General features: G+C 64.9%; 27 protein-coding genes. 11 read left to right on the top strand and 16 right to left on the bottom strand.

Going from position 1 to position 24,989, the window contains the following annotated elements; translation table 11 throughout:
* Positions 1-28 precede the first annotated feature (28 nt).
* Positions 29-853, top strand: a complete 825-nt coding sequence (locus K6301_RS00410) for a C40 family peptidase (RefSeq protein WP_247218559.1) — start codon at positions 29-31, stop codon at positions 851-853.
* A gap of 58 nt (positions 854-911) precedes the next feature.
* Positions 912-1,379, top strand: coding sequence for a group III truncated hemoglobin (locus tag K6301_RS00405; RefSeq protein WP_134647931.1), 468 nt, complete (start codon positions 912-914; stop codon positions 1,377-1,379).
* A gap of 6 nt (positions 1,380-1,385) precedes the next feature.
* On the opposite strand, the gene K6301_RS00400 is transcribed toward K6301_RS00405, so the two are convergent.
* The 3 genes from K6301_RS00400 to K6301_RS00390 all read right to left on the bottom strand — a co-directional run bounded on the left by K6301_RS00400 (position 1,386) and on the right by K6301_RS00390 (position 3,635).
* Complete coding sequence (locus K6301_RS00400) at positions 1,386-2,051, bottom strand: YiaD family glycine zipper/OmpA-like lipoprotein (protein ID WP_134647933.1); 666 nt, start codon at positions 2,049-2,051, stop codon at positions 1,386-1,388.
* Between the two features lie 113 nt (positions 2,052-2,164).
* Entirely contained in the window at positions 2,165-3,037 is an 873-nt protein-coding gene (locus tag K6301_RS00395; RefSeq protein ID WP_247218557.1) for a methylated-DNA--[protein]-cysteine S-methyltransferase, read from the bottom strand.
* Between the two features lie 67 nt (positions 3,038-3,104).
* Positions 3,105-3,635 (bottom strand): DUF2244 domain-containing protein, encoded by a 531-nt coding sequence (locus K6301_RS00390; RefSeq protein ID WP_247218555.1) that lies wholly within the window; start codon positions 3,633-3,635, stop codon positions 3,105-3,107.
* 22 nt (positions 3,636-3,657) lie between these two features.
* Between K6301_RS00390 and nth the strand changes: the two genes are divergently transcribed.
* Entirely contained in the window at positions 3,658-4,422 is a 765-nt protein-coding gene (gene nth, locus K6301_RS00385; protein ID WP_247218553.1) for an endonuclease III, read from the top strand.
* A 9-nt stretch (positions 4,423-4,431) separates the two neighbouring features.
* Here nth and K6301_RS00380 read toward each other — a convergent pair whose 3' ends face one another.
* From K6301_RS00380 to K6301_RS00340, 9 genes are all read right to left on the bottom strand, one after another.
* Complete coding sequence (locus K6301_RS00380) at positions 4,432-5,745, bottom strand: aspartate aminotransferase family protein (RefSeq protein WP_247218551.1); 1,314 nt, start codon at positions 5,743-5,745, stop codon at positions 4,432-4,434.
* Between the two features lie 12 nt (positions 5,746-5,757).
* Positions 5,758-6,429, bottom strand: coding sequence for a cysteine hydrolase family protein (locus K6301_RS00375; RefSeq protein ID WP_247218549.1), 672 nt, complete (start codon positions 6,427-6,429; stop codon positions 5,758-5,760).
* Entirely contained in the window at positions 6,426-7,454 is a 1,029-nt protein-coding gene (locus K6301_RS00370; RefSeq protein ID WP_247218548.1) for a branched-chain amino acid ABC transporter permease, read from the bottom strand. The genes K6301_RS00375 and K6301_RS00370 overlap by 4 nt, the downstream gene beginning before the upstream one ends.
* A gap of 12 nt (positions 7,455-7,466) precedes the next feature.
* Entirely contained in the window at positions 7,467-8,357 is an 891-nt protein-coding gene (locus K6301_RS00365) for a branched-chain amino acid ABC transporter permease (protein ID WP_247218546.1), read from the bottom strand.
* 3 nt (positions 8,358-8,360) lie between these two features.
* On the bottom strand, positions 8,361-9,068 hold the full coding sequence (locus K6301_RS00360) for an ABC transporter ATP-binding protein (RefSeq protein ID WP_247218544.1): 708 nt from the start codon (positions 9,066-9,068) through the stop codon (positions 8,361-8,363).
* Positions 9,061-9,795, bottom strand: a complete 735-nt coding sequence (locus tag K6301_RS00355; RefSeq protein ID WP_134647951.1) for an ABC transporter ATP-binding protein — start codon at positions 9,793-9,795, stop codon at positions 9,061-9,063. The genes K6301_RS00360 and K6301_RS00355 overlap by 8 nt, the downstream gene beginning before the upstream one ends.
* Positions 9,796-9,847: 52 nt before the next feature.
* Positions 9,848-11,020, bottom strand: a complete 1,173-nt coding sequence (locus K6301_RS00350; RefSeq protein WP_247218542.1) for an ABC transporter substrate-binding protein — start codon at positions 11,018-11,020, stop codon at positions 9,848-9,850.
* A 123-nt stretch (positions 11,021-11,143) separates the two neighbouring features.
* Positions 11,144-11,794, bottom strand: coding sequence for a cysteine hydrolase family protein (locus K6301_RS00345; protein ID WP_134647955.1), 651 nt, complete (start codon positions 11,792-11,794; stop codon positions 11,144-11,146).
* Positions 11,784-12,599 (bottom strand): N-formylglutamate amidohydrolase, encoded by an 816-nt coding sequence (locus tag K6301_RS00340; protein ID WP_247218540.1) that lies wholly within the window; start codon positions 12,597-12,599, stop codon positions 11,784-11,786. Before K6301_RS00340 ends, K6301_RS00345 begins: the two co-directional genes overlap by 11 nt.
* A gap of 156 nt (positions 12,600-12,755) precedes the next feature.
* On the opposite strand from K6301_RS00340, the gene K6301_RS00335 reads away from it, so the two are divergent.
* Together K6301_RS00335 and K6301_RS00330 are read left to right on the top strand one after the other, a co-directional pair.
* On the top strand, positions 12,756-13,658 hold the full coding sequence (locus K6301_RS00335; protein WP_241599917.1) for a MurR/RpiR family transcriptional regulator: 903 nt from the start codon (positions 12,756-12,758) through the stop codon (positions 13,656-13,658).
* Positions 13,648-14,961 (top strand): type I glutamate--ammonia ligase, encoded by a 1,314-nt coding sequence (locus K6301_RS00330; RefSeq protein ID WP_247218538.1) that lies wholly within the window; start codon positions 13,648-13,650, stop codon positions 14,959-14,961. The genes K6301_RS00335 and K6301_RS00330 overlap by 11 nt, the downstream gene beginning before the upstream one ends.
* Before the next feature lie 54 nt (positions 14,962-15,015).
* On the opposite strand, the gene K6301_RS00325 is transcribed toward K6301_RS00330, so the two are convergent.
* Positions 15,016-15,744, bottom strand: a complete 729-nt coding sequence (locus K6301_RS00325; RefSeq protein WP_160870189.1) for a sulfate transporter family protein — start codon at positions 15,742-15,744, stop codon at positions 15,016-15,018.
* A 153-nt stretch (positions 15,745-15,897) separates the two neighbouring features.
* Between K6301_RS00325 and K6301_RS00315 the strand changes: the two genes are divergently transcribed.
* Entirely contained in the window at positions 15,898-17,925 is a 2,028-nt protein-coding gene (locus K6301_RS00315; RefSeq protein WP_281505872.1) for a HAMP domain-containing methyl-accepting chemotaxis protein, read from the top strand.
* 26 nt (positions 17,926-17,951) lie between these two features.
* On the opposite strand, the gene K6301_RS00310 is transcribed toward K6301_RS00315, so the two are convergent.
* The gene (locus K6301_RS00310; RefSeq protein WP_247218535.1) at positions 17,952-18,563 is read right to left on the bottom strand and encodes an anti-sigma factor; all 612 of its coding nucleotides are present in this window, start codon (positions 18,561-18,563) and stop codon (positions 17,952-17,954) included.
* Between the two features lie 273 nt (positions 18,564-18,836).
* Between K6301_RS00310 and argB the strand changes: the two genes are divergently transcribed.
* Complete coding sequence (gene argB, locus K6301_RS00305; protein WP_247218533.1) at positions 18,837-19,724, top strand: acetylglutamate kinase; 888 nt, start codon at positions 18,837-18,839, stop codon at positions 19,722-19,724.
* Between the two features lie 32 nt (positions 19,725-19,756).
* On the opposite strand, the gene K6301_RS00300 is transcribed toward argB, so the two are convergent.
* The gene (locus K6301_RS00300) at positions 19,757-20,659 is read right to left on the bottom strand and encodes a DMT family transporter (protein ID WP_247218531.1); all 903 of its coding nucleotides are present in this window, start codon (positions 20,657-20,659) and stop codon (positions 19,757-19,759) included.
* Between the two features lie 101 nt (positions 20,660-20,760).
* On the opposite strand from K6301_RS00300, the gene K6301_RS00295 reads away from it, so the two are divergent.
* Together K6301_RS00295 and K6301_RS00290 are read left to right on the top strand one after the other, a co-directional pair.
* Positions 20,761-21,456 (top strand): pyrimidine 5'-nucleotidase, encoded by a 696-nt coding sequence (locus tag K6301_RS00295; RefSeq protein WP_247218529.1) that lies wholly within the window; start codon positions 20,761-20,763, stop codon positions 21,454-21,456.
* A gap of 138 nt (positions 21,457-21,594) precedes the next feature.
* Complete coding sequence (locus tag K6301_RS00290; RefSeq protein ID WP_247218527.1) at positions 21,595-22,554, top strand: EF-hand domain-containing protein; 960 nt, start codon at positions 21,595-21,597, stop codon at positions 22,552-22,554.
* A 54-nt stretch (positions 22,555-22,608) separates the two neighbouring features.
* On the opposite strand, the gene K6301_RS00285 is transcribed toward K6301_RS00290, so the two are convergent.
* Positions 22,609-23,499 carry an LOG family protein gene (locus tag K6301_RS00285; RefSeq protein WP_247218524.1) on the bottom strand — a complete coding sequence of 297 codons (891 nt, stop codon included), beginning with the start codon at positions 23,497-23,499 and terminating at the stop codon, positions 22,609-22,611.
* Positions 23,500-23,674: 175 nt separating this feature from the next.
* Between K6301_RS00285 and dapD the strand changes: the two genes are divergently transcribed.
* Complete coding sequence (gene dapD / locus K6301_RS00280) at positions 23,675-24,532, top strand: 2,3,4,5-tetrahydropyridine-2,6-dicarboxylate N-succinyltransferase (RefSeq protein ID WP_247218522.1); 858 nt, start codon at positions 23,675-23,677, stop codon at positions 24,530-24,532.
* A gap of 6 nt (positions 24,533-24,538) precedes the next feature.
* On the top strand, positions 24,539-24,922 hold the full coding sequence (locus tag K6301_RS00275; RefSeq protein ID WP_247218520.1) for a DUF805 domain-containing protein: 384 nt from the start codon (positions 24,539-24,541) through the stop codon (positions 24,920-24,922).
* The last annotated feature ends 67 nt before the right edge of the window (positions 24,923-24,989 follow it).

Genomic DNA, 24,989 nt, shown 5'->3' with positions numbered 1-24,989 from the left:
GGGCTGGTGTGACAGCAAGGGACGAGACGTGACCGCCGGACTGAAGCCGCTTTCCGCAAGCCGCGACACGCTGCTCGATCGTCTCGGCCGCCGTCTCGCCGACCGTCTGCAAAGCCAGACCTCGGGCTACGAGCCCTATACGCCTTCGGATCCTGAAACGCTGGCGCGCACGCTGCGCCCCGGCGATGTGTTGCTGGTGGAGGGCAACCAGAAGGTCTCGGCGGCGATCAAGTATCTGACGCAATCGACCTGGTCCCACGCGGCTCTCTTCGTCGGCGACGAGGTCCCGCTGACGCTCGACCAGGCGGCGCGGCCGACGATGGAACGGCCGCAGCTTATCGAGGTCAATATCGGCGAAGGCTGCGTGGCGGTGCCGCTCACCAAATACCGCACCTATAACACGCGCATCTGCCGTCCGGTCGGGCTGACGCCTGATGACCGCGATACGCTGGTCGGTTTCATGGTCTCGCGTCTCGGGCTCAAATACGACCTGAAGAACATCACCGACATGCTACGCTACTTCCTGCCGACACCGCCCGTGCCGGTGCGCTGGCGCCGCCGCATGATCGCCTTCGGCTCGGGCGATCCGACGCGGGCGATCTGCTCGACGCTGATCGCCATGGCTTTCGAGGCCATCCGCTACCCGATCCTGCCGGAGGTTACGCGCGCGCCCGGCCGGGCGGCGGCGACCTCCCCCTATTCGCGGGAAGAAATCCTGCATATACGCCACCACTCGCTCTATACGCCGCGCGACTTCGACCTCTCGCCCTATTTCGAGATCGTCAAACCCACGCTGAAATACGGTTTCGACTATAAGCGGCTGGAATGGGCGCCGGAGCGCAAGGGACCCTGAAACCTCTGCGGCGATCGGCCGGATTGCGCAGGCCGCAGGCGGCACCTATCTTGCCGGCATGACAGAGCAAGACCCCGACCGCCAGTCCCATTTCGCCGCCATCCGCGCCCGCGCGGAGGCCGAAATGCACGCCATCGGCATCACCGCCGATTTCATTCCGCTGCTGGTGGACACCTTCTACGGCCGCGTGCGGGCCCATCCGGAACTTGGTCCCGTCTTCGATGGGCGGCTGGCCGGACGCTGGCCAGAGCATATGGAGAAGATGAACCGCTTCTGGTCTGCCGTCGCCTTCAAGGACGGCGGCTATGGCGGCAAGCCGGTCATGGCGCACCAGGGTGTGGCGGGCATGAACCCGCCGCTGTTCCAGACCTGGCTCGGCCTGTTTTCCGCCACGCTCGACGACATCGCGCCCTCGCCCGAGGCGAAGGCCTGGTTCATGGCGACGGCCGAGCGGATCGCGAAGAGCCTGGTGCTCTCCCTCTTCTACAACCCGGCCGACGACGATCCGGCGCTCAGGCGCGCCTGACGCGGATCAGCCTTGACGAAGCGGGGAGATCGAGATTTCGACGCGGCGGTTCTGCGCGCGGCCCATTTCCGATGCATTGGAGGCGATCGGACGCGTGAGGCCGTAGCCCATGGCCGACATACGGCGGGGATCGACACCGCGCGCGGCAAGATAATTGGCCACGGAGTTGGCGCGGCGCTCCGACAGATCCTGATTGTAGCCGGCATTGCCGACCGAATCGGTATGACCATCGACGTCGATCAGCGTCTTGTCGAACTTGCGCAGCACGGTCGCGACCGAATCGAGCGTCGGATAGAACGGCGGAATGACCTGATCCTGGTCCGTCGCGAAGGTGACGTTCGAGGGCATGTTCAGGATGATGCGGTCGCCGTTACGCGTAACCGAAACGCCGGTGCCCTGAAGCTGCGCGCGCAGCTCGGATTCCTGCGTATCCATGTAGTTGCCGATGGCGCCGCCGGCCAGCGCGCCGATACCCGCGCCGATCAGGGCCGCGTTGCGGCGCTGCACCGGATTGTTGCCGACGAGGAGACCGGCGACGGCGCCCATGCCGGCGCCGATGGCTGCACCGCCCGCCGTGTTGGAAACCTTCTGCTCGCCCGTATAGGGATCGGTCGTCGTGCAGGCGGAAAGATAGGTCGCAGCGAGCGCGACGAGCAGAGCCTTTTTATACATGTGGGTCCCCGGAGACTTCGATGATTCTGCTTCAACCTAACGATTGCGGCGGGAACATGAAAGAGGGGCGCCATCGCGGCATTCCGGGCACACAAAGCCCGTCACTGTCACCGTCAGGCCCGGCCCGATTCCCAGCCGAGCATCGCGCGCTTGCGCGTCAGGCCCCAGTGGTAGCCGGTCAGGGCGCCGCTCTTGCCGAGCGCACGGTGGCAGGGCACGACGAAGGAGATCGGGTTGCGGCCCACCGCGGCACCGACAGCGCGCGAGGCGGTCGGCTGTCCGAGCTTTTCGGCAATCGACGAATAAGTGACGGCGCAGCCCATCGGGATGCGCAGCAGCGCCTCCCAGACGCGAACCTGGAAATCCGACCCGATCAGCACGACGCGCAGCGGCTCTTCCGGGTTCCAGCGGGCGGGATCGAAGATGCGGGCCGCATAGGCCGCGGTCGCCTCGGCATCCTCGACATAATGGGCGTTCGGCCAGCGGGACGACATGTCCTCGAAAGCATCCGCCCCGCCCGGCTGGTCGGTGAAGGCGAGGCCGGCAAGCCCGCGGTCGGTGATCATCACGAGCGCCGTGCCGAAGGGCGACGGATGCAGGCCGTAGCGGATCGTCAGTCCTGCCCCCCGCGCCTTCCACTCGCCCGGCGACATGGCTTCATGCGTGACGAAGAGATCGTGCAGGCGCCCGGGCCCCGACAGGCCGACCTCGAAGCTCGTTTCGAGCAGCGGCAGTTCCTCCTGACGCAGCAGGCGCTTGGCATGGTCGAGCGTCACGGCCTGGAGGAAGGCTTTCGGCGAAAGGCCCGCCCAGCGCGTGAAGGTCTTCTGCAACTGGCTCGGCGACTGGCCGAGGCGGACGGCAATGTCTTCCAGGCCCGGCTGGTCGCGGTAATCCTCGGTGATCATCTCGATGACCTGCCGGACGGTCGCATAGTCCTGGCCATCGGGGGTGATATCGGTCTGCAAGGTCGCGGCAATGTTCATGATCGTCTCCTGTGCCGCAAGAAAAGCACGCCCGCCGCGTGCCCGCCACCCGATTCCTGCCGGCCCGTCAGTAACCGCGCTTCACGCGGGCGAGCGCACCTGAAAAGGCCGAGGCGAAGCGCTCGCGGTCATCGAGCGGCAGGAACGTGCCGACATCGGTCTCGCGCCCATTGCCGCGCACATGCATGGCCGTGATGCCGATCTTCGGCTTGCGGGAGACGAGGAAACGCGCCCAGAACGGATTGAAGGCATATTGCGTCTCGCGGCCGGACGGGCTGATCTTGCGGATGGAGATGCTGGTGCGTGACAGCGACACCAGTTCGCGCGCCTTCGCCGCCCGGTTGTTGAGCCAGAAGGCGCCGAAGAGAACGAGGAAATCGAGGCCGAAGAACAGGGCGACCGGCCACGCACCCGAAATCAGGAACACGGCCACATGCGCAAGGCTGAGAACGCCGGCGATGAGGAAGAAGATGCGATGACCGTGGCGGCCGAGCGAACGATAGGGGTGCAGCTCGGCCGAGAAGACCGGGCGCTCGTTCATGCTCATGTCGGGCATGCTCATGTCGGCCATGCTCGTGTCGGCGTTGCCTTGTGTCATGGCGCATGACTATAGAAGCATCATGGAAAACGGAAAGATCAAAAAGTCGAGGGCTGCCGCGCCCGCCCGCCGCAAGGCGCCGGCGCGGCCGAAAAGCATTTATTCGCAGGACGAGCTGCGCGAGATATTCCGCCGCTTTTCCATCCAGCGGCCGGAGCCGAAGGGTGAGCTCGAACATGTGAACCCGTTCACCCTCGTCGTCGCGGTCGCCCTCTCCGCCCAAGCCACCGATGCCGGCGTCAACAAGGCGACCCGCGCGCTGTTCCAGGTGGCCGACACGCCGGAGAAGATGCTGGCGCTCGGCGAGGAGAGGCTGCGCGACTACATCAAGACGATCGGTCTTTATCGCAACAAGGCCAAGAACGTCATCGCGCTCAGCCAGATGCTGATCGACCGTTTCGGCGGCGAGGTGCCGCGCACCCGCGAGGAGCTCGTGATGCTGCCCGGCGTGGGGCGCAAGACGGCCAATGTGGTGCTGTCCATGGCCTTCGGGCAATCGACCATGGCGGTCGATACGCATATTTTCCGCATCGCCAACCGCCTGCGCCTCGCCCCCGGCAAGACGCCCGACGAGGTGGAGGACAAGCTCATCCGCCTCATCCCGGACGAGTATCTCTACCACGCCCATCACTGGCTGATCCTGCACGGGCGGTACTGTTGCAAGGCGCGCAAGCCCGAATGCGAGCGCTGCGTCATCGCCGATCTCTGCAAGGCGCCGGAAAAGACCTGCGACGTGCCGGCCCCGCTCGTGGAACTGCCGCCCCAGCTGTTCGGTCCGACGCCCTGATCGCCAGGGCTACCAGCCCGCGAAATCCGCAAGCAGGGCCTCATCGACCCGCCCCGCGGCGACATCGGCAAGGGCCTGGTCTAGGATGGCGAGGCCTTCGCGCGCCTCGTTCTCGGTCAGCGTCAGCGGCGGCGTGAATTCGAGCACGTTCGACCGCACGCCGACATAATAAAGCACGAGGCCGAGCTGGAAGGCGCGGTAGACCGTCAGGGCGGTCTCCCGCGTTGCGGGCGCGCGACCGGCGCGATCGCCGACGAGTTCCACGCCGAGCGCAAGGCCATGCCCGCGCACATCGCCGATCAGGGCGTGACGCCGCGCGAGCGCATTCAGCCCGTCGCGCAGCACACGACCGGTCCTGGCCGCATTCTCCGCCAGGCGGTCGCGTTCGATGGTCTCCAGCACGGCGAGTGCGGCGGCCGCACAGACCGGGTTGCCGTGCACCGTCTGGAGAGAGAACGCCACAGCATGGTTCATGATCGCCTCCGGCCCGACGACCGCTGAGATCGGCAACCCGCCGCCAAGGCCCTTGCCGAAGACGACTATGTCGGGTTCGATGCCGGAATGGTCGAAGGCATTGAAGCGTCCCGAGCGACCGAGCCCCACCTTCACCTCGTCCGAGACGATGAGGATGCCGTGCCTGCGGCAACGCTCCTCCACAGCCTTGAAGAAACCGTCCGGCGGCACCAGCATGCCGCCGTCTGACTGGATGGGCTCGATGAAGAAGGCTGCGATCTCGTGTGGCGCGACCTCGGTTTCGAAAAGCCGGTCGAGATGGGCAAGGGCTGCCTCGCTCGCGGCCTGCGGCGTGCCAGCGGCATAGCTGTTGGGATAGGGAACGAGCGTCAGGCCGGCAGCGCGCGTGCCCTGTTGCGCCGGGTGCCCCGAGACCGCCATGGAGCCGACCGTGCCGCCGTGATAGGCGCCGTCGAAGGCGAGAATGCGGGGCCGGCCCGTCGCCGCGACCACCATGCGCGCGACGGTCTCGTTGGCATCCGAGCCGGAATGGCCGAACCAGACGCGGCCACGCGCGCGCTCCGGCACCAGCGACAGGAGCTTTTCGGCAAGCAGCACGCAGGCTTCGTTCGCCGACGAAAGGTAGCTCGCTCCCGCCTGATTGGAGAGCGCACGGTCGACCGCAGCCCGCACCGCCGGGTGGGAATGCCCGAGGCTCGCGGCACCCCAGGATGCGGCGAAATCCAGAAGCCGCCGCCCGTCGTCTGCCGTGAGATACGCGCCGCTGCCCCCGACGACCGCCTGCGGAAAGAACCGCAGATGCGCCATCGAGGAAACCGACTTTCGTTCACGTGCATAGAGGCCGAACATGGGCTTTTCCCCTCACTTCTTGAAGAAGGACAGGACCTCGTCGAGCTGGACGACGTGGCAGTAGATCATGTTGATGATCTCAAGCTCGCGCTTGTGCAGCTCGTCCGTCGCGGCCGCGCCGCAATCGTCCACGACCACCACGCCGAAGCTCTCGTCGGCAAGGCTGCGTACGGTCGAGGAGACGCACTGGTCGGTGAAGATGCCGCAACAGATGACGTCCTTGATGCCCATATTGTGCAGGATGAGGCGCAGGTTCGTGCCGGTCAGGGCGCTGTCCGTCGTCTTGGTAATGACGATCTCGTCCGCGCGCGGCTCGAGTTCCGGCACGACCTGCCCTTCCGGCAGGTCCTTGGGCAGCAGCAGGTAGTTGAAGCCGGGCTTCTTCTGGCTGAGCGAGCGGTCGCGGCCATCGGGCTTGAGGCAGGCGATGCGGGCGAAGATCACCTCCACCTTGCGCTTGCGGCATTCATCGATCAGGCGGGCCGTGTTGGGAATGACCGTCTGGCGCATGCGGTCGTAGAACGGCTGCCAGCGCGCGGTTTCCTCGGGCATATCCTTGGGATCGAGATAGGTGTTCTGGATGTCGATGACGAGCAGCGCCGTCGTTTCCGGATCAAGCGCGATGTCCTCGGGCTCTTCCGCATTCGCATAGTAGAAGGAGCGGTAGGCGGTTTTCCAGGTCATGCGGTCTTCTCCTTCTTTCGGCGGCTGCGGGTGAGGATGTGGCCGATCTCGCGGTTGGGGAAGAGACCGCCCGGCCTGACGATCATCACCGCGATCATGGCGAGCGCGAGCACGATCTCCGTCAGGCCGATGACCTGGCCGGAACCGGAGGACGCCGCGTTGAGCGTGGCTTCCGTGCCGCGCAGCCCCTCATAGGCGACGGTGATGAGGACCGTACCGGCAACCGCGCCGGTGACGGTGTTGGCGCCGCCGATCACCAGCATGGTGATGATGAGGAAGGTTTCCTTGAGGTAAAAGGCCTTGGGCGCGAAGGACGTGATGAAATGCCCCCAGAGCGCACCGCCGATGCCGGCGATGAAGGCCGCCAGGATGAAGGCGCGCCAGCGCAGGTGCGGAATATTCGCGCCGAGCGCCGCTGCGGCGACCTCGTCCTCGCGCGAGGCGCGCAGCAGCTTGCCGGTGCGCGATTCCTTGAAGGCCAGCGCAATGAGCACGACGACCGCGGCCACGATGGCGGCAATCGGCATTTCCGTCGTCTTGGGCAGGCCGAACAGCGTGCGCGGACCGTTGGTGAGCGCGCTCCAGTTGTTCATGACCGTGTAGAGCACGACGAGGAGCGCGAAGGAGGTGATGACGGCGGCCGCGTCCGAAAGCCGCATCAGCGGGTAGGCGACGATGGCGGCGACGAGGGCCGCGACCACGCCGGCGGCCAGCATGGCAAGCAGCGGCGAGATTTCCACGACCTTCATGAACTCGTAGAGATCCGGCAGCGCCATGCCCTTCATCTGCGCCGGAATCGTCAGCACGGCCGACGTATAGGCGCCGAGCCCCATGAACCCGATATGGGCGAAGGAAAGCAGGCCGGAATTGCCCATGAAGGTCTGCAGGCCGACGACGAGAACGAGCGAAATCAGGAGGTTCGTGGCGATGCGGTCATAAAGCCGGATGCCGATCATCTGGCTGCCGACGGCGATGACGGCGATGACGGCGATCAGGATGAGGGCGGTGAGATAGGAATGTTTCATGGGTTCCGCTCCTCAGGTCCGCTGGCCGCTGGCCGGACCCTTGATGAGGCCCTCGGGCCGCCACAGCAGGATCAGGATCACGAGGCTGAAGGTGAAGGCATCGCGGAACTTCAGGAGATCCTGCGACAGGGTGTAGTTGAGCGTGGTATCGATGAGCGCCAGGAGGAAGCCGCCGACCACCGCGCCCGGCAGGCTGCGCATGCCGCCGATGACGGTGGCGATGAAGGCGACGAGCAGCGGCTCGAGGCCGACGCCCGGCACGACCGTGCCGATGCGCCCGATCCACAGCAGCCCGACGACGCCGGCCAGGAAGCCCGACAGCGCGAAAGCCGAGGAGATGATCAGGTTGGCGGGCACGCCCAGCATGCGCGCCATCGTGAAGTTCGTCGCGGCCGCGCGCATGGCGATGCCGAGCGTCGTCTTGCGCATCAGGAAGGCGACGGCGGCCAGCAGCACGATGGAGGCGGCGATGGTGATGAGATTGCGCACCGGCGTGATCGCCCCGCCGATCGAGACCGTCTGGGAGAAGATATCCGGCAGCGGCACGTTGCGCGGGCGCGGCGAGATGAAGAGCAGGGCCGCGTTCTGCAGCAGGTTCGAGAAGGCGAAGGAGGTGATCAGCACCGCCGTCACCGATTTCGCGCGCACCGGGCGGAAGGCGACGTAGTCGGTGAGGATGCCGAAGACGATGGCCATGACGACCGCAAGGACTGCCATGAGCAGCCAGGGCAGGCCGGAGCCGCTGGTCAGGAACATGGTGTAGCCGGCGACCATGATGAGTTCGCCATAGGCGAAGTTCACCAGCCGCAGGATGCCGTAGATGATGACGAGGCCAAGCGCCATCAGCGCATAGGCGCCGCCGAGGCTGAGCACGTCGATGAGGAACTGGATCGCGAAAGCCATGGATCAGCCTCCCAGATAATGTGCGCTGAGATCGCTGGTGGAGCGGATCTCGTCTGCCGTGCCGGACGCGACGATCGCGCCGAGCCGCATGACATAGGCGCGGTCGGCGACGGCAAGCGCCTGGTTCACGTTCTGCTCGACGAGCAGGATGGTCAGGCCGGATTTTTTCAGCGTCTCGATCATCTCGAAGATGCGTTCGACGATGGCGGGCGCCAGACCGAGAGAGGGTTCGTCGAGAAGCAGCACGCTCGGGCGCGCCATCAGCGCGCGGGCGATGACCAGCATCTGCTGTTCGCCGCCGGACAGCGTGCCCGCCGCCTGCGAGGCGCGTTCGGCGAGACGCGGGAAAAGCGTGTGCAGCCTGTCGAGGTTCTCGCGGTTGCCGGCGTGGTCGCGGCGATGGATATAGGCGCCGAGCATCAGGTTTTCGGCGACGGTCAGGTCCGGGAAGACGTCGCGGGTTTCCGGCACGGTGGCGAGCCCCGCACGGATGACCTGCTCGGGATTGGCCGAGGTGATGTCCCTGCCTTCGAGCGTGACCGCGCCGCTGGACGTCTTCAGCGCGCCGGCGATGGCCTTGATGGTGGAGGACTTGCCCGCGCCGTTCGCGCCGAGCAGGCTGACGAGTTCGCCCTTGCCCACGGTGAAGGTGATGCCGCGCACGGCGCGGATCGTGCCGTAGTTGACGGAGAGGTCGCGCACATCAAGCATGGGCCGCTCCCTTGCCGAGATAGGCTTCCACGACGGCCGGATGGCTGCGCACGTGGGCGGCGTCTCCTTCCGCGATGGTGCGGCCGGAGGCCAGGACGTGCAGGCGGTGGCAGAGCCGCATGATGAGACCCATGTCATGGTCGATGATGATGAGGCCGAGGCCGCGGGTCTTGGGCAGCTCGGACAATGTGTGCAGCAATGTCTCGGTCTCGGCGTCGTTCATGCCGGCGGCGGGTTCGTCGAGCAGCAGGAAGCGCGGCTCGGCGGCCAAGGCGCGTGCGATCTCGACGCGGCGCTTGTCGCCGTAGCTCAGGCTCTCGCCGAGTTCGTCCGCCTTGTCCGCCAGGCCGAGCTCATCGAGCAGCCCGACAGCCCGCTCAGTGCTGACAGCGCGGGAAACACCCTTGGCGAGGGCTGCGGCCTCCACATTCTCAAGCACGGTCATGCCGTTGAACAGGCGCACGATCTGGAACGATCGGCTGACGCCGGCCAGCGCGATATCGCGGGGCGACAGGCCCGACAGCGTGACGTCGCCGGCGGTGATCGTGCCGCCGGCGAGCTTCACTTGGCCGGTGATCGCATTGATCATCGTCGTCTTGCCAGAGCCGTTCGGCCCGATGAGGCCCAGAACCTCGCCGGTGGCGACGGAGAGCGAGACATGGTCGAGAGCGCGAAGGCCGGTGAATTCCACCGACACGTCGTTTACCGCAAGACGTGCTTCAGACATGGTTTTTCCGAAAGGTATGGGCCGGCTGATGCGCCGGCCCGGACGGCAGGGATCAGGGCTTCGGCAGCGATTCCGGCTTGCGCCAGCCGACGAAGGTCGGCTTGCCGGCCTTGAGTTCGATCACCGCGGCAGCCTTGTTCGGGACGTGGCCCTCTTCGGCCGTGCCGTAGTCGAGTTCGCCGGTGAGCAGCTTGAAATGGCCGTCTTCAAGCGCCTTGGCGAGTGCCGCACCTTCCGTCGTGCCGGCCGCTGTGATGGCCTGGGCGATCATCATGATCGTGTCCCAGCCCGTCGAGACGAAGGAAGTATCCGGGTCCTTGCCGAACATCTCCTTGTAGAGGCCGATGAACTTCTCCATTTCCGGATCGGCGCCCGCGCCCATCCAGGTGTGGGTGACGAAGTAGACGTCGTTGCCGAACTTCTCGCCGAGCGCTTCATGCATGGCCGGATCGTCATAGGCGTCACCGCCGAGAACCGGTGCGTCGTAGCCGACCTCGCGCAGCGCGCGGATGATCACGCCGATATCCGTGCCGTAGGACGAGACGAAGATGACGTCGGGCTTCTTGCCGAGCGCCTGGAGGCGCGAGAGCTGGGCGGAGAAGTTGTTGTCGCCGTTCGTGTAGGTGTCTTCCAGCAGGATTTCGCCGCCGTCCGCCTTGAACTGCTCGACGAAGTACTTGGAGAGCGACTTGGTGTAGGCGATGAACTGGTCGGTGACGACATAAGCCGTCTTCCAGCCCTTTTCCTTGACCGCGAAATCGGCAGCCGTCGCGCCCATCGTGGTGTTCCACATGGAGAGCGTGAACTGCTTGTCGCCGAGCGACCACGAGGAATAGAGCGGGTCGGAGGCGCAGGTCGAGATGCCGACGATATCGGCGGACTGCGCCTCGCGGCTGGCCGGCGAGCCAAAATCGAAGTCGCAGGGCGCGACGATGACCTGGGCGCCCTTGTCGATCAGTTCCACGGCGACGTTGCCGACCGTGACCGGATCGGACTTGCCGTCGATATTGATGAACTCGATCTTCTTGCCGAGCACGCCGCCATTGTCGTTCAGGTACTTCACCGCGACCTGCGCGCCGTTGAAGCCGGGCGTGTCGAGCGGGGCCTGGATGCCCGTCATCGACAGCGCGCCGCCGATGACGATCTTGTCGTCGTCAGCAAAGGCGGCGGAGGAGGAGGCGAGCACAAGGCCCGCCGCCAGAAGCAATTTGGATGTTTTCATCATGATCGTTCCCCTTGATGAATGCCTTGCGGCTGTGAATGGCATGCGGTCCGGCCTTTTTCTTGTTTTGTGCGGCCCGCCTGAAAGCTCCTTGGTTGATCCCGTCGCGTAACTGTGCCGGGCCGCTTACTGCCCGATTTCCTTGAGCAGATCGTCGGTCGAGATCTGCCGGCAATAGCCCTTGATCGCATTGATCGAGAAGTCGTGCCGCTCCTGCGAATAGGTGCCGCAGGCATCCGGCACGAGCGTCACAAGGTAGTTGAGGTCGCAGGCATCGCGCACCGCCGATTCCACGCACTGGTCGGTCAGGAGGCCGCAGAGCACGATCTGCCGTACGCCGAGATTGCGCAGGATGTAATCGACATGGGTGGAGACGAAGACGCTCGACGAGCTCTTGGGCAGGACGATTTCGTCTTCCAGCGGCGCCAGCTCGTCGATGACCTTGCCGTCCCATGAGCCCTTCGGCACGTTGAAGCCGGTGATCTTGTAGTCGAGGCTGCGGTCGCGGCCGTCCTTCGTCAGGCTTTCGATCGTCGTGTGCAGCACCTCGATGCCGGCCTTGCGGAAGCCGGCCAGCAGGCGCTGCATGTTCGGGATGGCGACCTCGTGGATGCGCTTGAAATAATAGCCGTACTTGCCCTCTATATCGGCGTCGGAGACGTCCTTGAACTCGCCGCCGTCACGGCGCACGGAAAAATTCTGCACGTCGATGAAGAGAATGGCGGATGCGGCCGGATCGAGCGGCAGGTTGCGGGTGGAGGGATGGTCAGCGGCCATCGGAGGATCCTTCAAGGCTTTGGGCTGCGAGGAGAAGCGGACCGGCAAGGCGCTCGGCCCATGCCTCCTGACCGCTCGCATCGTGGATGAGGTCGTTGCGCACTTCGAGCAGCACATGCGGAATGCCGCGCCGTTCTCCGTGAACCGGGATCGTATAGTCGGAGACATCGTCGACGTGGTAGGGCGCGTTGAGCTTGACCGTCACGTCGGCATTCGCCGCGCTGAAGGTTTCGGCAAGGCGCTCCGCAAAGCGCGCGTCCCTGTTGTAGAGCAGCCCGAGTTCGAAATCGCGCACCGCGCCGGTCGCGCGCATGACGGGCGTGAAGCTGTGCACGGAAACGAGGACGAGCGGCCCGCCAGCAACCTGCCGCCGCTCCAGCGCAACGGAGATCGCTTCATGCAGGGGCTGGTGGATTTCCACGAAGCGGCCACGCCGCTGCGCGTCGGAAACATTGGCATTGGCCGGAATGAGCGTTCCGTCGCTCTGCTTGAGAACGCAGTCCTCCGCCTCGAACGGACGGTTGCAGTCGATCACCAGGCGGCTGTAGCGCTGGAGGATGAGAGCGGCATCGAGCCGTTCCGCAAGCCTGCGGGCAAGGCCCTCGGCCCCGACATCGTAGGCGATGTGCCGGTCCATTTCCGCGGACGCGACGCCGAGATCGCCGAGTGCCGCCGGCACGGCGCGACCGGCATGCTCGCAGGTCAGGAAGATCGGCGAACGCCCGGTCGCGTTGATCCATTCCACGGGGTCCGGGTCGCCAGCATTCAGCAATCTGGACATGTCGCTATCTGCAAGACTGAGCATGAAATGGTATCCGTCGATCGCATCGGCATAGGCCGCTACGAGGGCTTCGATGACAGTCAGTCAAAGAAATTTTCCAATCATAGTCAATCCGATTTTTCCATTTGACTAATTTTTTTCATGGCGCAAATATCCGCCCCCAGGAACGGGAACACACTTATGAGCGATGGGAAATCGTCGACGACGGTCCGCACGCGGATCCGGGAGGCTGCCGGGCAGCTGACGGCCAGCGAGCGCAAGATCGCCAATGCCATCCTTGCCGACTACCCCTTCACGGGGCTCGAGAACATTCAGGAACTGGCGGCGAAAACCGGCGTCAGCGCGCCCTCGATCACGCGCTTCGTCAGCAAGATCGGCTGCAGCGGGTTCCAGGACCTGCAACGCCAGCTCATTGCCGAGCTGAAGGAAGGGCAGCGTTCACCGCTCGACCTGAAGACGCGGCAGACACCCGTCGGCCATTCGGAGTTCCTGTCGGAATATGTGCGGCGCATCGCCTCCGTCACGCAGGAGATGGCGGCCACGGTTTCCCAGGCGCAGTTCGATATCCTCGCCGACCTGATCGCCGATCCCTCGCGCAACATCTTCCTGCTCGGCGGCCGCGTCAGCGACAATGTCGCGTCCTTCCTGTCGATCCATCTGCGGCAGATCCGCAGCGGCATCTACCACATGTCCGACAATCCGGAATTCTGGCCGGAGCATGTCTTGCGCATGCGCAAGAAGGATGTCGTGCTGCTGTTCGATTTCCGGCGCTACCAGCTCAGCCTCGCACGCCTTGCAGAGACGATCGCGCAAGCGCGCGGCGCGACCATCGTCGTGATCACCGACAAGTGGATGTCGCCGGCCGCCCGCAGTGCCGACCACATCGTCGCCCTGCCGATCGAGGCCGGCACGGCCTGGGATACGGTAGCGGCCGCAATCGTTCTCGTCGAGGCGCTGATCGTGCGCGTCTCCGAGGCCGATTGGGAGGCGACGCAGAAACGCATCAGGGATTGGGACGGCGTACGCTTCTCCATGCCGGGCTACGACCAGGATACGATCAACGGGGACGACGATGAAACGTGAAGAGATGATGGTTGCCTGCTGCGGCGACCTTTCCGGCAAGGTGCGGGGCAAGGCCTTTCCGCTGGCGCAGATGGAAAAGCGCCTGAAGCGCGGCGTGGGCTGGACGCCGACCAATGTCCAGATCACCTGCTTCGACGCCATTGCCGAAAGTCCGTTCGGCTCGCTCGGCGACCTCGTGCTCATTCCCGATCCCGCAACCAGCGTCAGCATCGAAAGCGAGGACGGCGCGCCGAACGAGAATTTCGTGCTCGGCAACATCCGCTACACCGATGGCAGGCCATGGGAATTCTGCACGCGCTCGATCCTCGAAGCCGCGCTCGAACGCCTGCAAAGGGTGGCGGGCGTGACGCTCTACGGCGCCTTCGAACATGAATTCCAGATCAAGCATCTGGTATCCGACGTGGGCGGCGCCTTCACGCTGGGCGGCTTCCAGCGCGAGCGGCATTTCTGCGAGGCGATCATCGCCGGCATGCGCACCGCCGGCGTGACGCCAGACACGATCCTCAAGGAGTTCGGCGCCGGGCAGTTCGAGGTGACGATGGGCCCGCAGAAGGGCGTGACCATCGCCGACCATTCCATCATCACGCGGGAGATCGTCGGCCTCGTCGCGCGCGAACTCGGCTACGACCCTACCTTCACGCCGATCCGCGATCCGGCCGGCGTCGGCAATGGCGTGCATGTCCACATGAGCATGCTGGACGCGTCCGGCAATCCCGCGACCTACGATCCCGCCGGCAAGCACGAGCTTTCGGATGTCGCGGGCAAGTTCGTGGCCGGCATCCTGAAATATCTCGATTCGATCATCGCCATCACCGCGCCGAGCGTCGTGTCCTACCTACGGCTGACGCCGCATCGCTGGAGCGCGGCCTTCAACAATCTCGGCTTCCGCGATCGCGAGGCCTCGGTGCGCATCTGCCCGGTCTCGGATATCAGCGACGTCGCCCGCGCCGCCCAGTTCAACTTCGAATTCCGCGCGGCGGACGCGGCGGCAAACCCGCATCTGGCGCTTGCCGCCATCGTCCATGCCGGCGTTCAGGGCATCGAGGAAGGACTTGCCGTTCCCGAGGCCACGCAGGAGGACCTTTCGCTGCTCGGCACGGACGCCCTTGCCGCCCGTGGCTATGTCCGCCTGCCGCAGACGCTGGAAGCGGCCTTGCAGCGGTTCCGCGGCAACGAGACGGTCTGCGGCTGGTTCCCGGAGGGCTTCGCGGACGTCTATGTCAAGCACAAGGAGGGCGAGATCGCCTATCTCGCCGGCAAAACGCAGGCGGAAATCTGCGCGGCGTACGAAGACGCCTACTGAGCCGAACCGCCATACGATGATCGAAAGCCGGCGCGATGACGTGCCGGCTTTTCTTTATCGCGCCTGCGGAAGCGCGAAGCCGGGGTCCTTGCGGCTCAAGGCCTTATGCAAGTGCACCATGAGGCCGGCGGCGAAAAGCGGCGTGAGAAGATTGACGATCGGGATCGCCAGGAAGGCTGCGACCAGCAGGCCGGCGATCAGGACCGTGGAAAAGTGCTTTTCCCGAAACCGCCGCGCCTCCTGCGGCGAGCGATGGCGCATGGCGGCGAACTCGAAGAATTCCCGGCCGAGCAGGTAGCCGTTGACGGCGAAGAAGGCGATGAGGTTGACGCCGGGAATGAAGAGCAGGAACAGCGCGACAAGGTTGCCGACGAGCACAATGCCGAGGAACTTGACCGACCCGGCGATGGCCTGGCCCATGGGCAGCGGAACACCCGGCTTATCGGCAGGATAGTCCCGCTTCTCGATGACCTCGGCGACATCGTCGAGGAAGAAGCCCGCGATGATGGCGGTCACCGGCGCCAGCAGCAGCGCCAGTCCGAGCGCGAGCCCGATGCTGGCAACGATGCCGAACACGAAGGTGAGCCAGCCCGCCCATTGCGGCAGGTCCGGCATGAACGCGCCTTGCAGCCACGGCCAGGCGAAGGCGATGAAGCTTTCGCGCAGACCGAACCACACCACGACGAGGGCGAGGATCGTCAGGCCCAGGACCTTCCAGAAGACGCTGCGCGTTTCGGGGGCGAAGAGGTTGGCAAGCGCAAGCCGGGCGGCGTCGAGGATCATCGAAAACTCCTGTTCGCTCTGGCATGTAGGGTGTGGAAAACCGGCCGGCAAGGCAGGAGATGAGCACGGCCCATTAAGGCCGCGTTAAACGACGGGCCCTAGACTTTCGCGCAACCGCACAAAGCGCGTCTTCGAGAAAACCAGGGAACTGTCATGCATAATGTCCGGATCAGCAGGCTCCTGCCGGCGCTCTTCCTTCTGATGGTCGTTCTGGGGGCGCTGCAAGGGGCAGTCGCGTTCCGGTCGCTGTCTGCGATGACCGGCCATATCGAGCGTATCGGCACCGACCGCATGCCCCAGCTGAGCGCCATCCTGCAGTTGAGCCATGCTTTTTCCGATCTCAACGCGATCTATGCAGAACACCTGCTTTCGATGGACCCGGACGAGATCGGCCGCATCGAGGCGCGCATCAAGGAGCGCACGGAAGCCTTCGAGGCCATGGTGAAGACCCATGCGGCGGATAACAGCGGCGATGCGGCGGCGATCGCCGGGATCGACACCATCAAGACGACGCTGACGACCTATCTCGAGGAAGCCGCCAAGCTCGTGCAGTTCTCCGCCATCGGTGCCAAGGGGCCGGCGCTCGACATCTACAAGGGCTCGATGAAGGCGAGCGCCGATGCGATCACCGCGGCCCTCAACGCGCTCGTGGTGCACACCCAGGCCGTGACGGACGAAACGATCGAGAGCGCGCGTGCCGAGGAAGGCTCCGCCTTCGCGCTGACCTGGACTTCGCTCACCGCTGCGATGGGCCTCGCCATTGCCGCGATCTTCCTCGTCAACCGCCGCGTCGTGCGACCGCTCAACGGCCTTGCGGGCGCGATGAAGCGGCTGGCCGACGGCGATACGGTCGTCACCATTCACAGCGCCGGCCGCAAGGACGAGATCGGCGACATGGCCGGTACCGTCGCCGTTTTCCGTGACAACGCCGCCGAGCGCCAGCGTCTCGAACGCCAGGCCGAAGACGACCGCCGCCGTGCCGAGAGCGACCGGCAGGCGCGCGAGGCGGAACGCACGCGCGACAGCGGCCAGGTCCAGCAGGCCGTTGCAAGCCTTGCCGACGCCCTGGGCAGGCTTGCCGCCGGCGACATGACCTGCCGCATCGACGAACCCTTCGAGGGCGATCTCGACCGGCTGCGGGCAGACTTCAACGCCTCTGTATCCCGCCTCAGCGATGCGCTGCGCGAAGTGGGCGAGAACGCCGCGGCGATCGACGCGGGCGCAAGCCAGATCCGCTCGGCTGCCGACGACCTGTCGCGCCGCACGGAACAGCAGGCCGCTTCTGTCGAGGAGACCGCCGCCGCGCTGGAAGAGATCACGACGACCGTCAAGGATTCGACCCGGCGCGCGGAAGAAGCCGGCGACCTCGTTGCGCGCACACGCGCCGGCGCCGAAAAATCGGGCGAGATCGTGCGCCGCGCCGTAGCGGCCATGAACGAAATCGAGAAATCCTCCAGCGAGATCACCAGCATCATCGGCGTGATCGACGATATCGCCTTCCAGACCAATCTTCTCGCGCTGAACGCCGGCGTGGAAGCCGCCCGCGCGGGCGAGGCCGGCAAGGGCTTTGCGGTCGTGGCGCAGGAAGTCCGCGAGCTGGCCCAGCGCTCGGCCAAGGCCGCCAAGGAAATCAAGTCGCTGATCACCACATCGGGCGATCAGGTCCGCACCGGTGTGTCCCTGGTCGGTGACACCGGCCGCGCGTTGCAGACCATCGTCACCGAGGTGCAGGAGATCAACAGCCACGTCGCGGCTATCGTCGAGGCGGCACGCGAGCAGTCCGTGGGCCTTCAGGAAATCAACACCGCCGTCAACAGCATGGACCAGGGCACGCAGAAGAATGCCGCCATGGTCGAGGAAACCACGGCGGCCAGCCATGGGCTCGCCGCGGAGGTTCAGGCGCTGAACGCACTGATCAGCCGCTTCAATGTCGGCGGCACGTCGGCGTCGAGCCGCACCATGCAGGCATCGCATCTGCATGTCGTGCCTACGACACCGGCCGCGCCGGTCGCTGCCACACCGGCTCCGGTGCGCAAATCCCCGGGCCAGTGGAACGTCAAGCCCGCTTCCAGCCAGTCCCGTGCCGTGTCCTCCCCCGCGCTCGCGCTCAACGAGAAGCTTGCCGGCGCCTTCGGCGCACGACAGGACACCGGATCGGGCGGGGACTGGGAAGAATTCTGAGACAGAAGGGACTTACCGGCGCCGTCTCACTTTTCAGGCGGCTGGCCCTGATGTGACAGGATGAGCGCGCTTCCCGCCGTCCGGGGCACGACGCCCAGAGACACTGGCGCCTCGCCTTCCTTTTTCAGCCAGACTTCGAGCGGCCGCTTCTTTTCACCCGCATCGGAAACCGGCGTGAGGCGGAGCGCGCCGTTCGTCTCTTCGTAATGCACGAAATGGTCGATTGCGCCGCCCTCGCCCGCGGCGTCGGACACGGGGCGGCCGGCACCGGCGGGCCGCTGCGTGAGCAAGCCGCCGAGCGACAGGACGAGCCCGGCCGCAACGGCAACGCCTGCAAAGGCAAGCCCGCGCCAGAAGCCAAGGGAATTCCAGCAGCCGCCGGAAACCTTGCCGGTAAACACCGCATCGCACGGTCCCATATGCAGGACCTGCCGGTGGCCGCCGAAGCCGACATCGGATGCGGCATGCGGCGTCCCGTCATCGCTGAAGGTGGAAAGCGTTTCCTGCCAGCGCCCGACCATTGCGGCAAAGCGCCGGTCGGATGCCAGCCGCGCCTCAACCTTGCGGCAATCCTCCTGGGAAAGCGCGCCGAGCACATATTCTCCGGCGATCACCTCGTCGCAGCGGGTCTCGCCCATATCTCGGCCGAATGCCGTCATCGCTTTGTGTACTCTCTCGGTTCGCGCGGGTGGCGCGCAACGGTGGTTTTCTCTCATATAGGAACGCGCGGAGGCATTTTGCCATAGCAAGCACGCCTGGACATCATAATCTTCCCCGTGCCGTTGCGCCATCGACGCTGACGTGATGAAAAGCGCTTTCTCGCGCCGGCCCCGCGCATTGTGAAAAGAGGATCATTCCATCGTCACAAAACATGCGTTAAACAGGCGCCCACCCATTCCCGAGAGGCCGCCATGTCCCAATCCGATAGCGAAAATCAAGCCCGCCTTCTCGTTCAGGCCCTGCCCTACATGCAGCGCTACGAGAACAAGACCATCGTGGTGAAATATGGCGGCCACGCCATGGGCAACCCGGAGCTGGGCAAGGCCTTCGCCAGCGACATCGCGCTTCTCAAGCAGTCCGGCGTCAACCCCATCGTCGTGCATGGCGGCGGCCCGCAGATCGGCGCCATGCTGACCAAGATGGGCATCGAATCGAAGTTCGAAGGCGGCCTGCGCGTCACCGACCAGAGGACGGTCGAGATCGTCGAGATGGTGCTCGCCGGCTCGATCAACAAGGAGATCGTCGCGCTCATCAACCAGACCGGCGAATGGGCGATCGGCCTGTGTGGCAAGGACGGCAACATGGTCTTTGCCGAGAAGGCCAAGAAGACCGTCACCGATCCCGACAGCAATATCGAGCGCGTTCTGGACCTCGGCTTCGTTGGCGAAGTGGTGGAAGTCGACCGCACGCTGATCGACCTGCTCGCCAGGTCCGAGATGATCCCGGTCATCGCGCCGGTCGCGCCCGGCCGCGACGGCCACACCTACAACATCAATGCCGACACCTTTGCCGGCGCCATCGCCGGCTCGCTGAACGCCACGCGCCTGCTCTTCCTGACGGACGTTCCGGGCGTGCTCGACAAGGACGGCCAGTTGATCAAGGAACTGTCGGTGGTGCAGGCGCGCGCGCTCATCAAGGACGGCACGATTTCCGGCGGCATGATCCCGAAGGTCGAGACCTGCATCGACGCCATCAAGGCGGGCGTGCAGGGCGTGGTCATACTCAACGGCAAGACCGCCCATTCGGTGCTGCTCGAACTCTTCACCGAGCATGGCGCCGGCACGCTGATCGTGCCCTGACGGCTTTTGCCGGCGGCACTGCGCCGCCGGGCCTACAGGAAGAGCAGGCCTAGGATGCCGCAAACGATCAGCAGGCATCCCGCCACTTCCGTGCGGTTCACCCGCTCGTGGAAGAGGAAGTAGGAGGCCATGAAGGTGAAGACCAGCTCGATCTGGCCGAGTGCGCGCACATAGGCCACCTGCTGGAGGCTCATCGCCGTGATCCAGCAGGCCGAGCCCGTGACGCCGGTGATGCCGACCAGCGACGAGGAGCGCCAGCTCTTGAGAACCTGGACGATCTCGTTCTTGTCCTTCCACAGCATCCAGATGAGCATGAAGATCGTCTGGAAGGTCGTCACGCAGGCGAGCGTCACGGCCGCGTTCATGATCGGCCCCGGCCCGTCCAGCGACAGGGCGGCGCTGCGATAGGCGACCGCCGACACGCCGAAAACGCCGCCTGACGCAATGCCGATCAGGGCGGTGCGGCCCGTCAGCGCCGCGAAGGTGTTGCGCCAGGACAGCGGCGCGCGGGCGACCGAGATCAGCATGACCCCGATGACGCCGACGATGATGGCGGCGACGGCGCCGGGCGTGATGCGCTCGCCGAGCAGGATGAAGCCGAAGATCGCCGCCTGCACCGGCTCCGTCTTGGAATAGGCCGTTCCGACGGCGAAGTTCCTGAGCGAGAACAGATAGACGAGCAGCATGGTCGCGAAGATCTGCGCGAGACCACCGATCACCGTCCAGGCCGCGAAGGTCCAGTTGAGCGCCGGAAACGCCAGGCCGGCGATCCAGTGCAGCGAAAGCGCATAGAGGATTGCCAGCGGGAAACCATAGCCGAAGCGCACGAAGCTCGCGCCGCGCGTACCCAGCGAGCCCTGAAGATGCTTCTGCAGGGCCGAGCGCAGGTTCTGCAGGAAGGCGGCGGCGATGGTGATGGGGATCCAGAGTTCCATGCACTGCCGCTAGCACGCCGGTTTGCGCAAATCCATCGGCAGCGAAAGCGGCGCCTTAAATTTCCGTTTGCCGCTGCGCAGGCCCATGGCATAAGGCGGCCATGACCGATCTTCCGAACAAAGCCGACTTCGCCCATGTGCGTGACTGGGTCTTCGACCTCGACAACACGCTCTATCCGCACCACGTCGATCTCTTCGCCCAGATCGACAAGAACATGACGGCCTATGTCTCGGCGCTGCTCGGCCTGTCGCGCGAAGATGCGCGCGCCCTGCAGAAGCAATATTACTACGACCACGGCACGACGCTGAAGGGCCTGATGATCCACCACGACATCGACCCGCTGGACTTCCTGGAAAAGGCGCATGCCATCGACTACGGCGTGCTGTCGCCGGACCTGTCGCTGGGCGAGGCGATCCGGGCACTGCCGGGCCGCAAGTTCATCTTCACCAATGGCAGCGTCAAACATGCCGAGATGGCCGCAAAGGCGCTCGGCATCTTCGACCATTTCGACGACGTCTTCGATATCGTGGCGGCCGAGTACATGCCCAAGCCGGCGGGCGCGACTTATGACAAGTTCATGGCGCTGCACCGCATCGAGACGCAGCAGGCAGTGATGTTCGAGGACCTGCCGCGCAATCTTCTCGTGCCGAAGGCGCTCGGCATGAAGACGGTGCTGCTCATTCCGCAGAACGAAAACCACGAATTCGTGGACGCCTGGGAGAAGCGCTCGGAAGAGGACGAGCATATCGATTATGCGACCTCCGACCTCACGGCCTTCCTGAACGCGCTTCTCTGACGCGCGGCTGGCCACATTCCTGACACGGAAAAAACCCTTTCCGGTCAAAGGGTTCAATTACCAATTTGTAACTGGCCACGGCCGGCTTTCCCTTTATCCTGTGCTCCCAAGGGACGACAATGGATGAAAGGAACGACCATGGCTAAAAAGGAACTCCTTCTCGGCGCCGTTGCCGCCAGCCTTATCTTCTCGGGCTTCGCCGCCCCGGCCTTCGCCGCCAAACACGAAGGCAAGCACGGCAAGCATCATGCCCGCCATGCCGCGATGATCGAACGGCTGGATACGGACAAGGACGGCAAGGTGACGCTTGCCGAATTCAAGGCCAATGCGGCCGCCGCCTTCAAGGCCTTCGACGCCAATGGTGACGGCCAGGTGACGAAGGACGAGATCAAGGCGCGCCACGCTGCGTTCAAGGATGCGCACAAGGCGATCCGCACCGCCGCCGATGCGGACAAGGACAAGGCCCGCGAGGCACTGCGCGCCGGTGGGCCCTACATGCTGCCGGGTGCGGGCAAGATGTTCGACCGCGCCGATACCGATAAAAGCGGTACGCTTTCAGAAGCCGAGGTCATGGCTGCCGCCGAAAGGATCTTCGAACGTCGCGACACCAACAAGGATGGTGCCATTGACGTGGCCGATGCCGGCGGCAAGGGCAAGTGGCACGGCAAGAAGAGCGAGGAGCGTGCGCAGCGCATGCTGGAGCGCGCCGACACCGACAAGGACGGCAAGATCTCGCAGGCCGAGATGCTCGCCTATGCCACGACGACCTTCGAGCGGTTCGATACGGACAAGAACGGCGAGGTGAGCAAGGCGGAAGTGGACGCCAGGCGCGAAGCGTTCCGGGATGCCCGAAAGGCATTCCAGGCCGTGAAGGCGACCGACGGCGAGGCGAAGGACGCCGCGCGCCAGGCGATGCGTGATGCGCGTATCGACCGCATGGGCGCACGCATGTTTGAGCGCGCCGACACCGACAAGAACGGCGTCCTGACGAAGGGGGAGATGGAAACGGCCGCCGCCGCTCTCTTCAAGCAGCGCGACCGCAACGGCGACGGCTTCATCACCGCCGACGAAATGGTCATGAAACGCCACCAGAAATAGAGCATTTCCAGCCGGGGCGTCTTTTATCGGCGGCAGTGCATGGCCTACCTTATGTCAGGCTTCAGCCACGGCATGCTCGGCTTCGAGCTTCTCGTAGAACTTCACGATGATGTCCCAGGCCTCCTCGGCCGTCTCGACGAATTCCAGCAATTCGACATCGCCGGGCGCGATGGTGCCGAAGGCGGCAAGGGCATCGAAGTCGATGATCTTGTGCCAGAATTCCTTGCCGAACAGGATGAGCGGAACGAGCGCCATGCGCCCGGTCTGCATCAGCGTGACCGTCTCGAACAGCTCGTCCAGCGTGCCGAAGCCGCCCGGGAAGACCGTCACGGCCTTGGCGCGCAGCAGGAAATGCATCTTGCGGATCGCGAAATAGTGGAAATTGAAGCTGAGCTCGGGCGTGACATAAGGGTTCGGCGCCTGCTCGTGCGGCAATACGATGTTGAGGCCGATGGACGGTGCGCCGACATCGGCCGCGCCGCGGTTGCCCGCTTCCATCACGCCCGGCCCGCCGCCGGTGACGACGACATATTCCTTGAAACCGAGCTCCGCCGACTTCTCGGAGCACATGCGCGCGAATTTGCGTGCTTCCTCGTAATAGATCGAGGCCGCCTCCAGATTGACGCGCTGCGTTTCGTTGCGGGCCGCCCAGGCATCCTGCCCGGGCGCGGGAATGCGCGCGCCGCCGAACATCACGATGGTCGACTTGATGCCGTGCTCGGCCAGCATCATCTCCACCTTCAGGAGTTCCAGCTGGAGGCGCACCGGACGCAGTTCCTCGCGGCAGAGGAAATCGTCGTCGACATAGGCAAGCCGATAGGCGGGGTGCGCCGATTGCGGCGTCTGCGGCACGACGGAAGCGCGATGCTTGTCCTGCGCGCTGTCGGCCAACGGATCCCACACGCCATCCTTGCGGCGCAGATTCTTTTTCTTCAGTCTTGCCATCACTTCTTCCTGTCTTGCCGCCGTGCGGAATCACCATTGCGTCCGTGCGACAGTATCTGCCGGAAAAGGGCTTCATCTTTTCCGGCACTTGCTCTAGAGCATTTCGCTGATTGATGAAATCGACCTTCCGGCCTGCCGACAAGCGAAAATAAGCGTCGAAGTTTAAGGAATTCCGATGAGCACGTCCGATCTCGCCACCCTTTCCGCCACCATCGAGCGCGCCTTCGAGGAACGCGACGGTGTCAGCACCAGCACGCGCGGCGAAATCCGCGATGCGGTCGAGACCGCGCTCAACCTGCTGGATGCAGGCAAGGTGCGTGTCGCCGAGCGCGGCGAGGACGGCAACTGGACGGTGAACCAGTGGCTCAAGAAGGCCGTGCTGCTCTCCTTCCGCCTCAACCCGATGGAAATCGTCAAGGGCGGCCCGGGCGAGTCCTCCTGGTGGGACAAGGTGCCGTCCAAGTTCGACGGCTGGAGCGTCAATGAATTCGAGAAGGCCGGCTTCCGCGCCGTGCCGAACTGCGTCGTGCGCCGCTCGGCCTATATCGCGCCGAACGCCATCCTGATGCCCTCCTTCGTCAATCTCGGCGCCTATGTCGGCGAAGGCACCATGGTCGATACCTGGGCGACCGTCGGCTCCTGCGCGCAGATCGGCAAGCATGTGCATCTCTCCGGCGGCGTCGGCATCGGCGGCGTGCTGGAACCCATGCAGGCCGGCCCGACCATCATCGAGGACAATTGCTTCATCGGCGCGCGCTCGGAAGTCGTGGAAGGCTGCATCGTGCGCGAGGGCTCCGTGCTCGGCATGGGCGTGTTCATCGGCAAGTCGACCAAAATCGTCGATCGCGCGACCGGCGAAGTGACCTATGGCGAAGTGCCGCCCTATTCGGTCGTCGTCGCCGGCTCCATGCCATCGGACAAGACCATGCCGAACGGCCTGCCCGCGCCCAGCCTCTATTGCGCCGTCATCGTCAAGCGCGTGGATGCCCAGACCCGTTCGAAGACCGGCATCAACGAACTTCTCCGGGATTAATTCCCTATGGCCGTAGAAGAGCAGCGACCGCGTCTCGCCTGGCTCTTCTTCGGCTGGTCGGGTCGCCTCAGCCGCGCGCCGCATGCGCTCGGCTGGGCTTTCTGGCTGATGGTCCTGTCGGCCTCCTTCACCCGCGTCCTTGCCGTGCCGGAGGACCATCCGTCCTTCGTCCCGTGGGTTCTCGTCTTCTTGGCGCTGGCGGTCGTCTCGACGATCTCCTCGCTGATGCTTTCGGTCAAGCGGGTGCACGACATGAACCTGCCCGCCCCTCTCGTCCTCTGCCTCTTCGTTCCCGCGCTCTCGTTCTTCGCGCTCTTCGTGTTTCTCGTCTGGCCCGGCACCCAGGGGCCGAACGACTACGGACGCCTGTCTGACCATCCGAAGGACTGAGCGCCGCGCGCTCCGGCCACGCGTGACAGCTTGCGAGCGATGGGCTACATCTCGATTCCCTCTGTTT

Source organism: Shinella oryzae (assembly GCF_023038235.1).
GTDB lineage: Bacteria > Pseudomonadota > Alphaproteobacteria > Rhizobiales > Rhizobiaceae > Shinella > Shinella sumterensis.
This window is presented reverse-complemented; position numbering and strand designations above follow the sequence as displayed.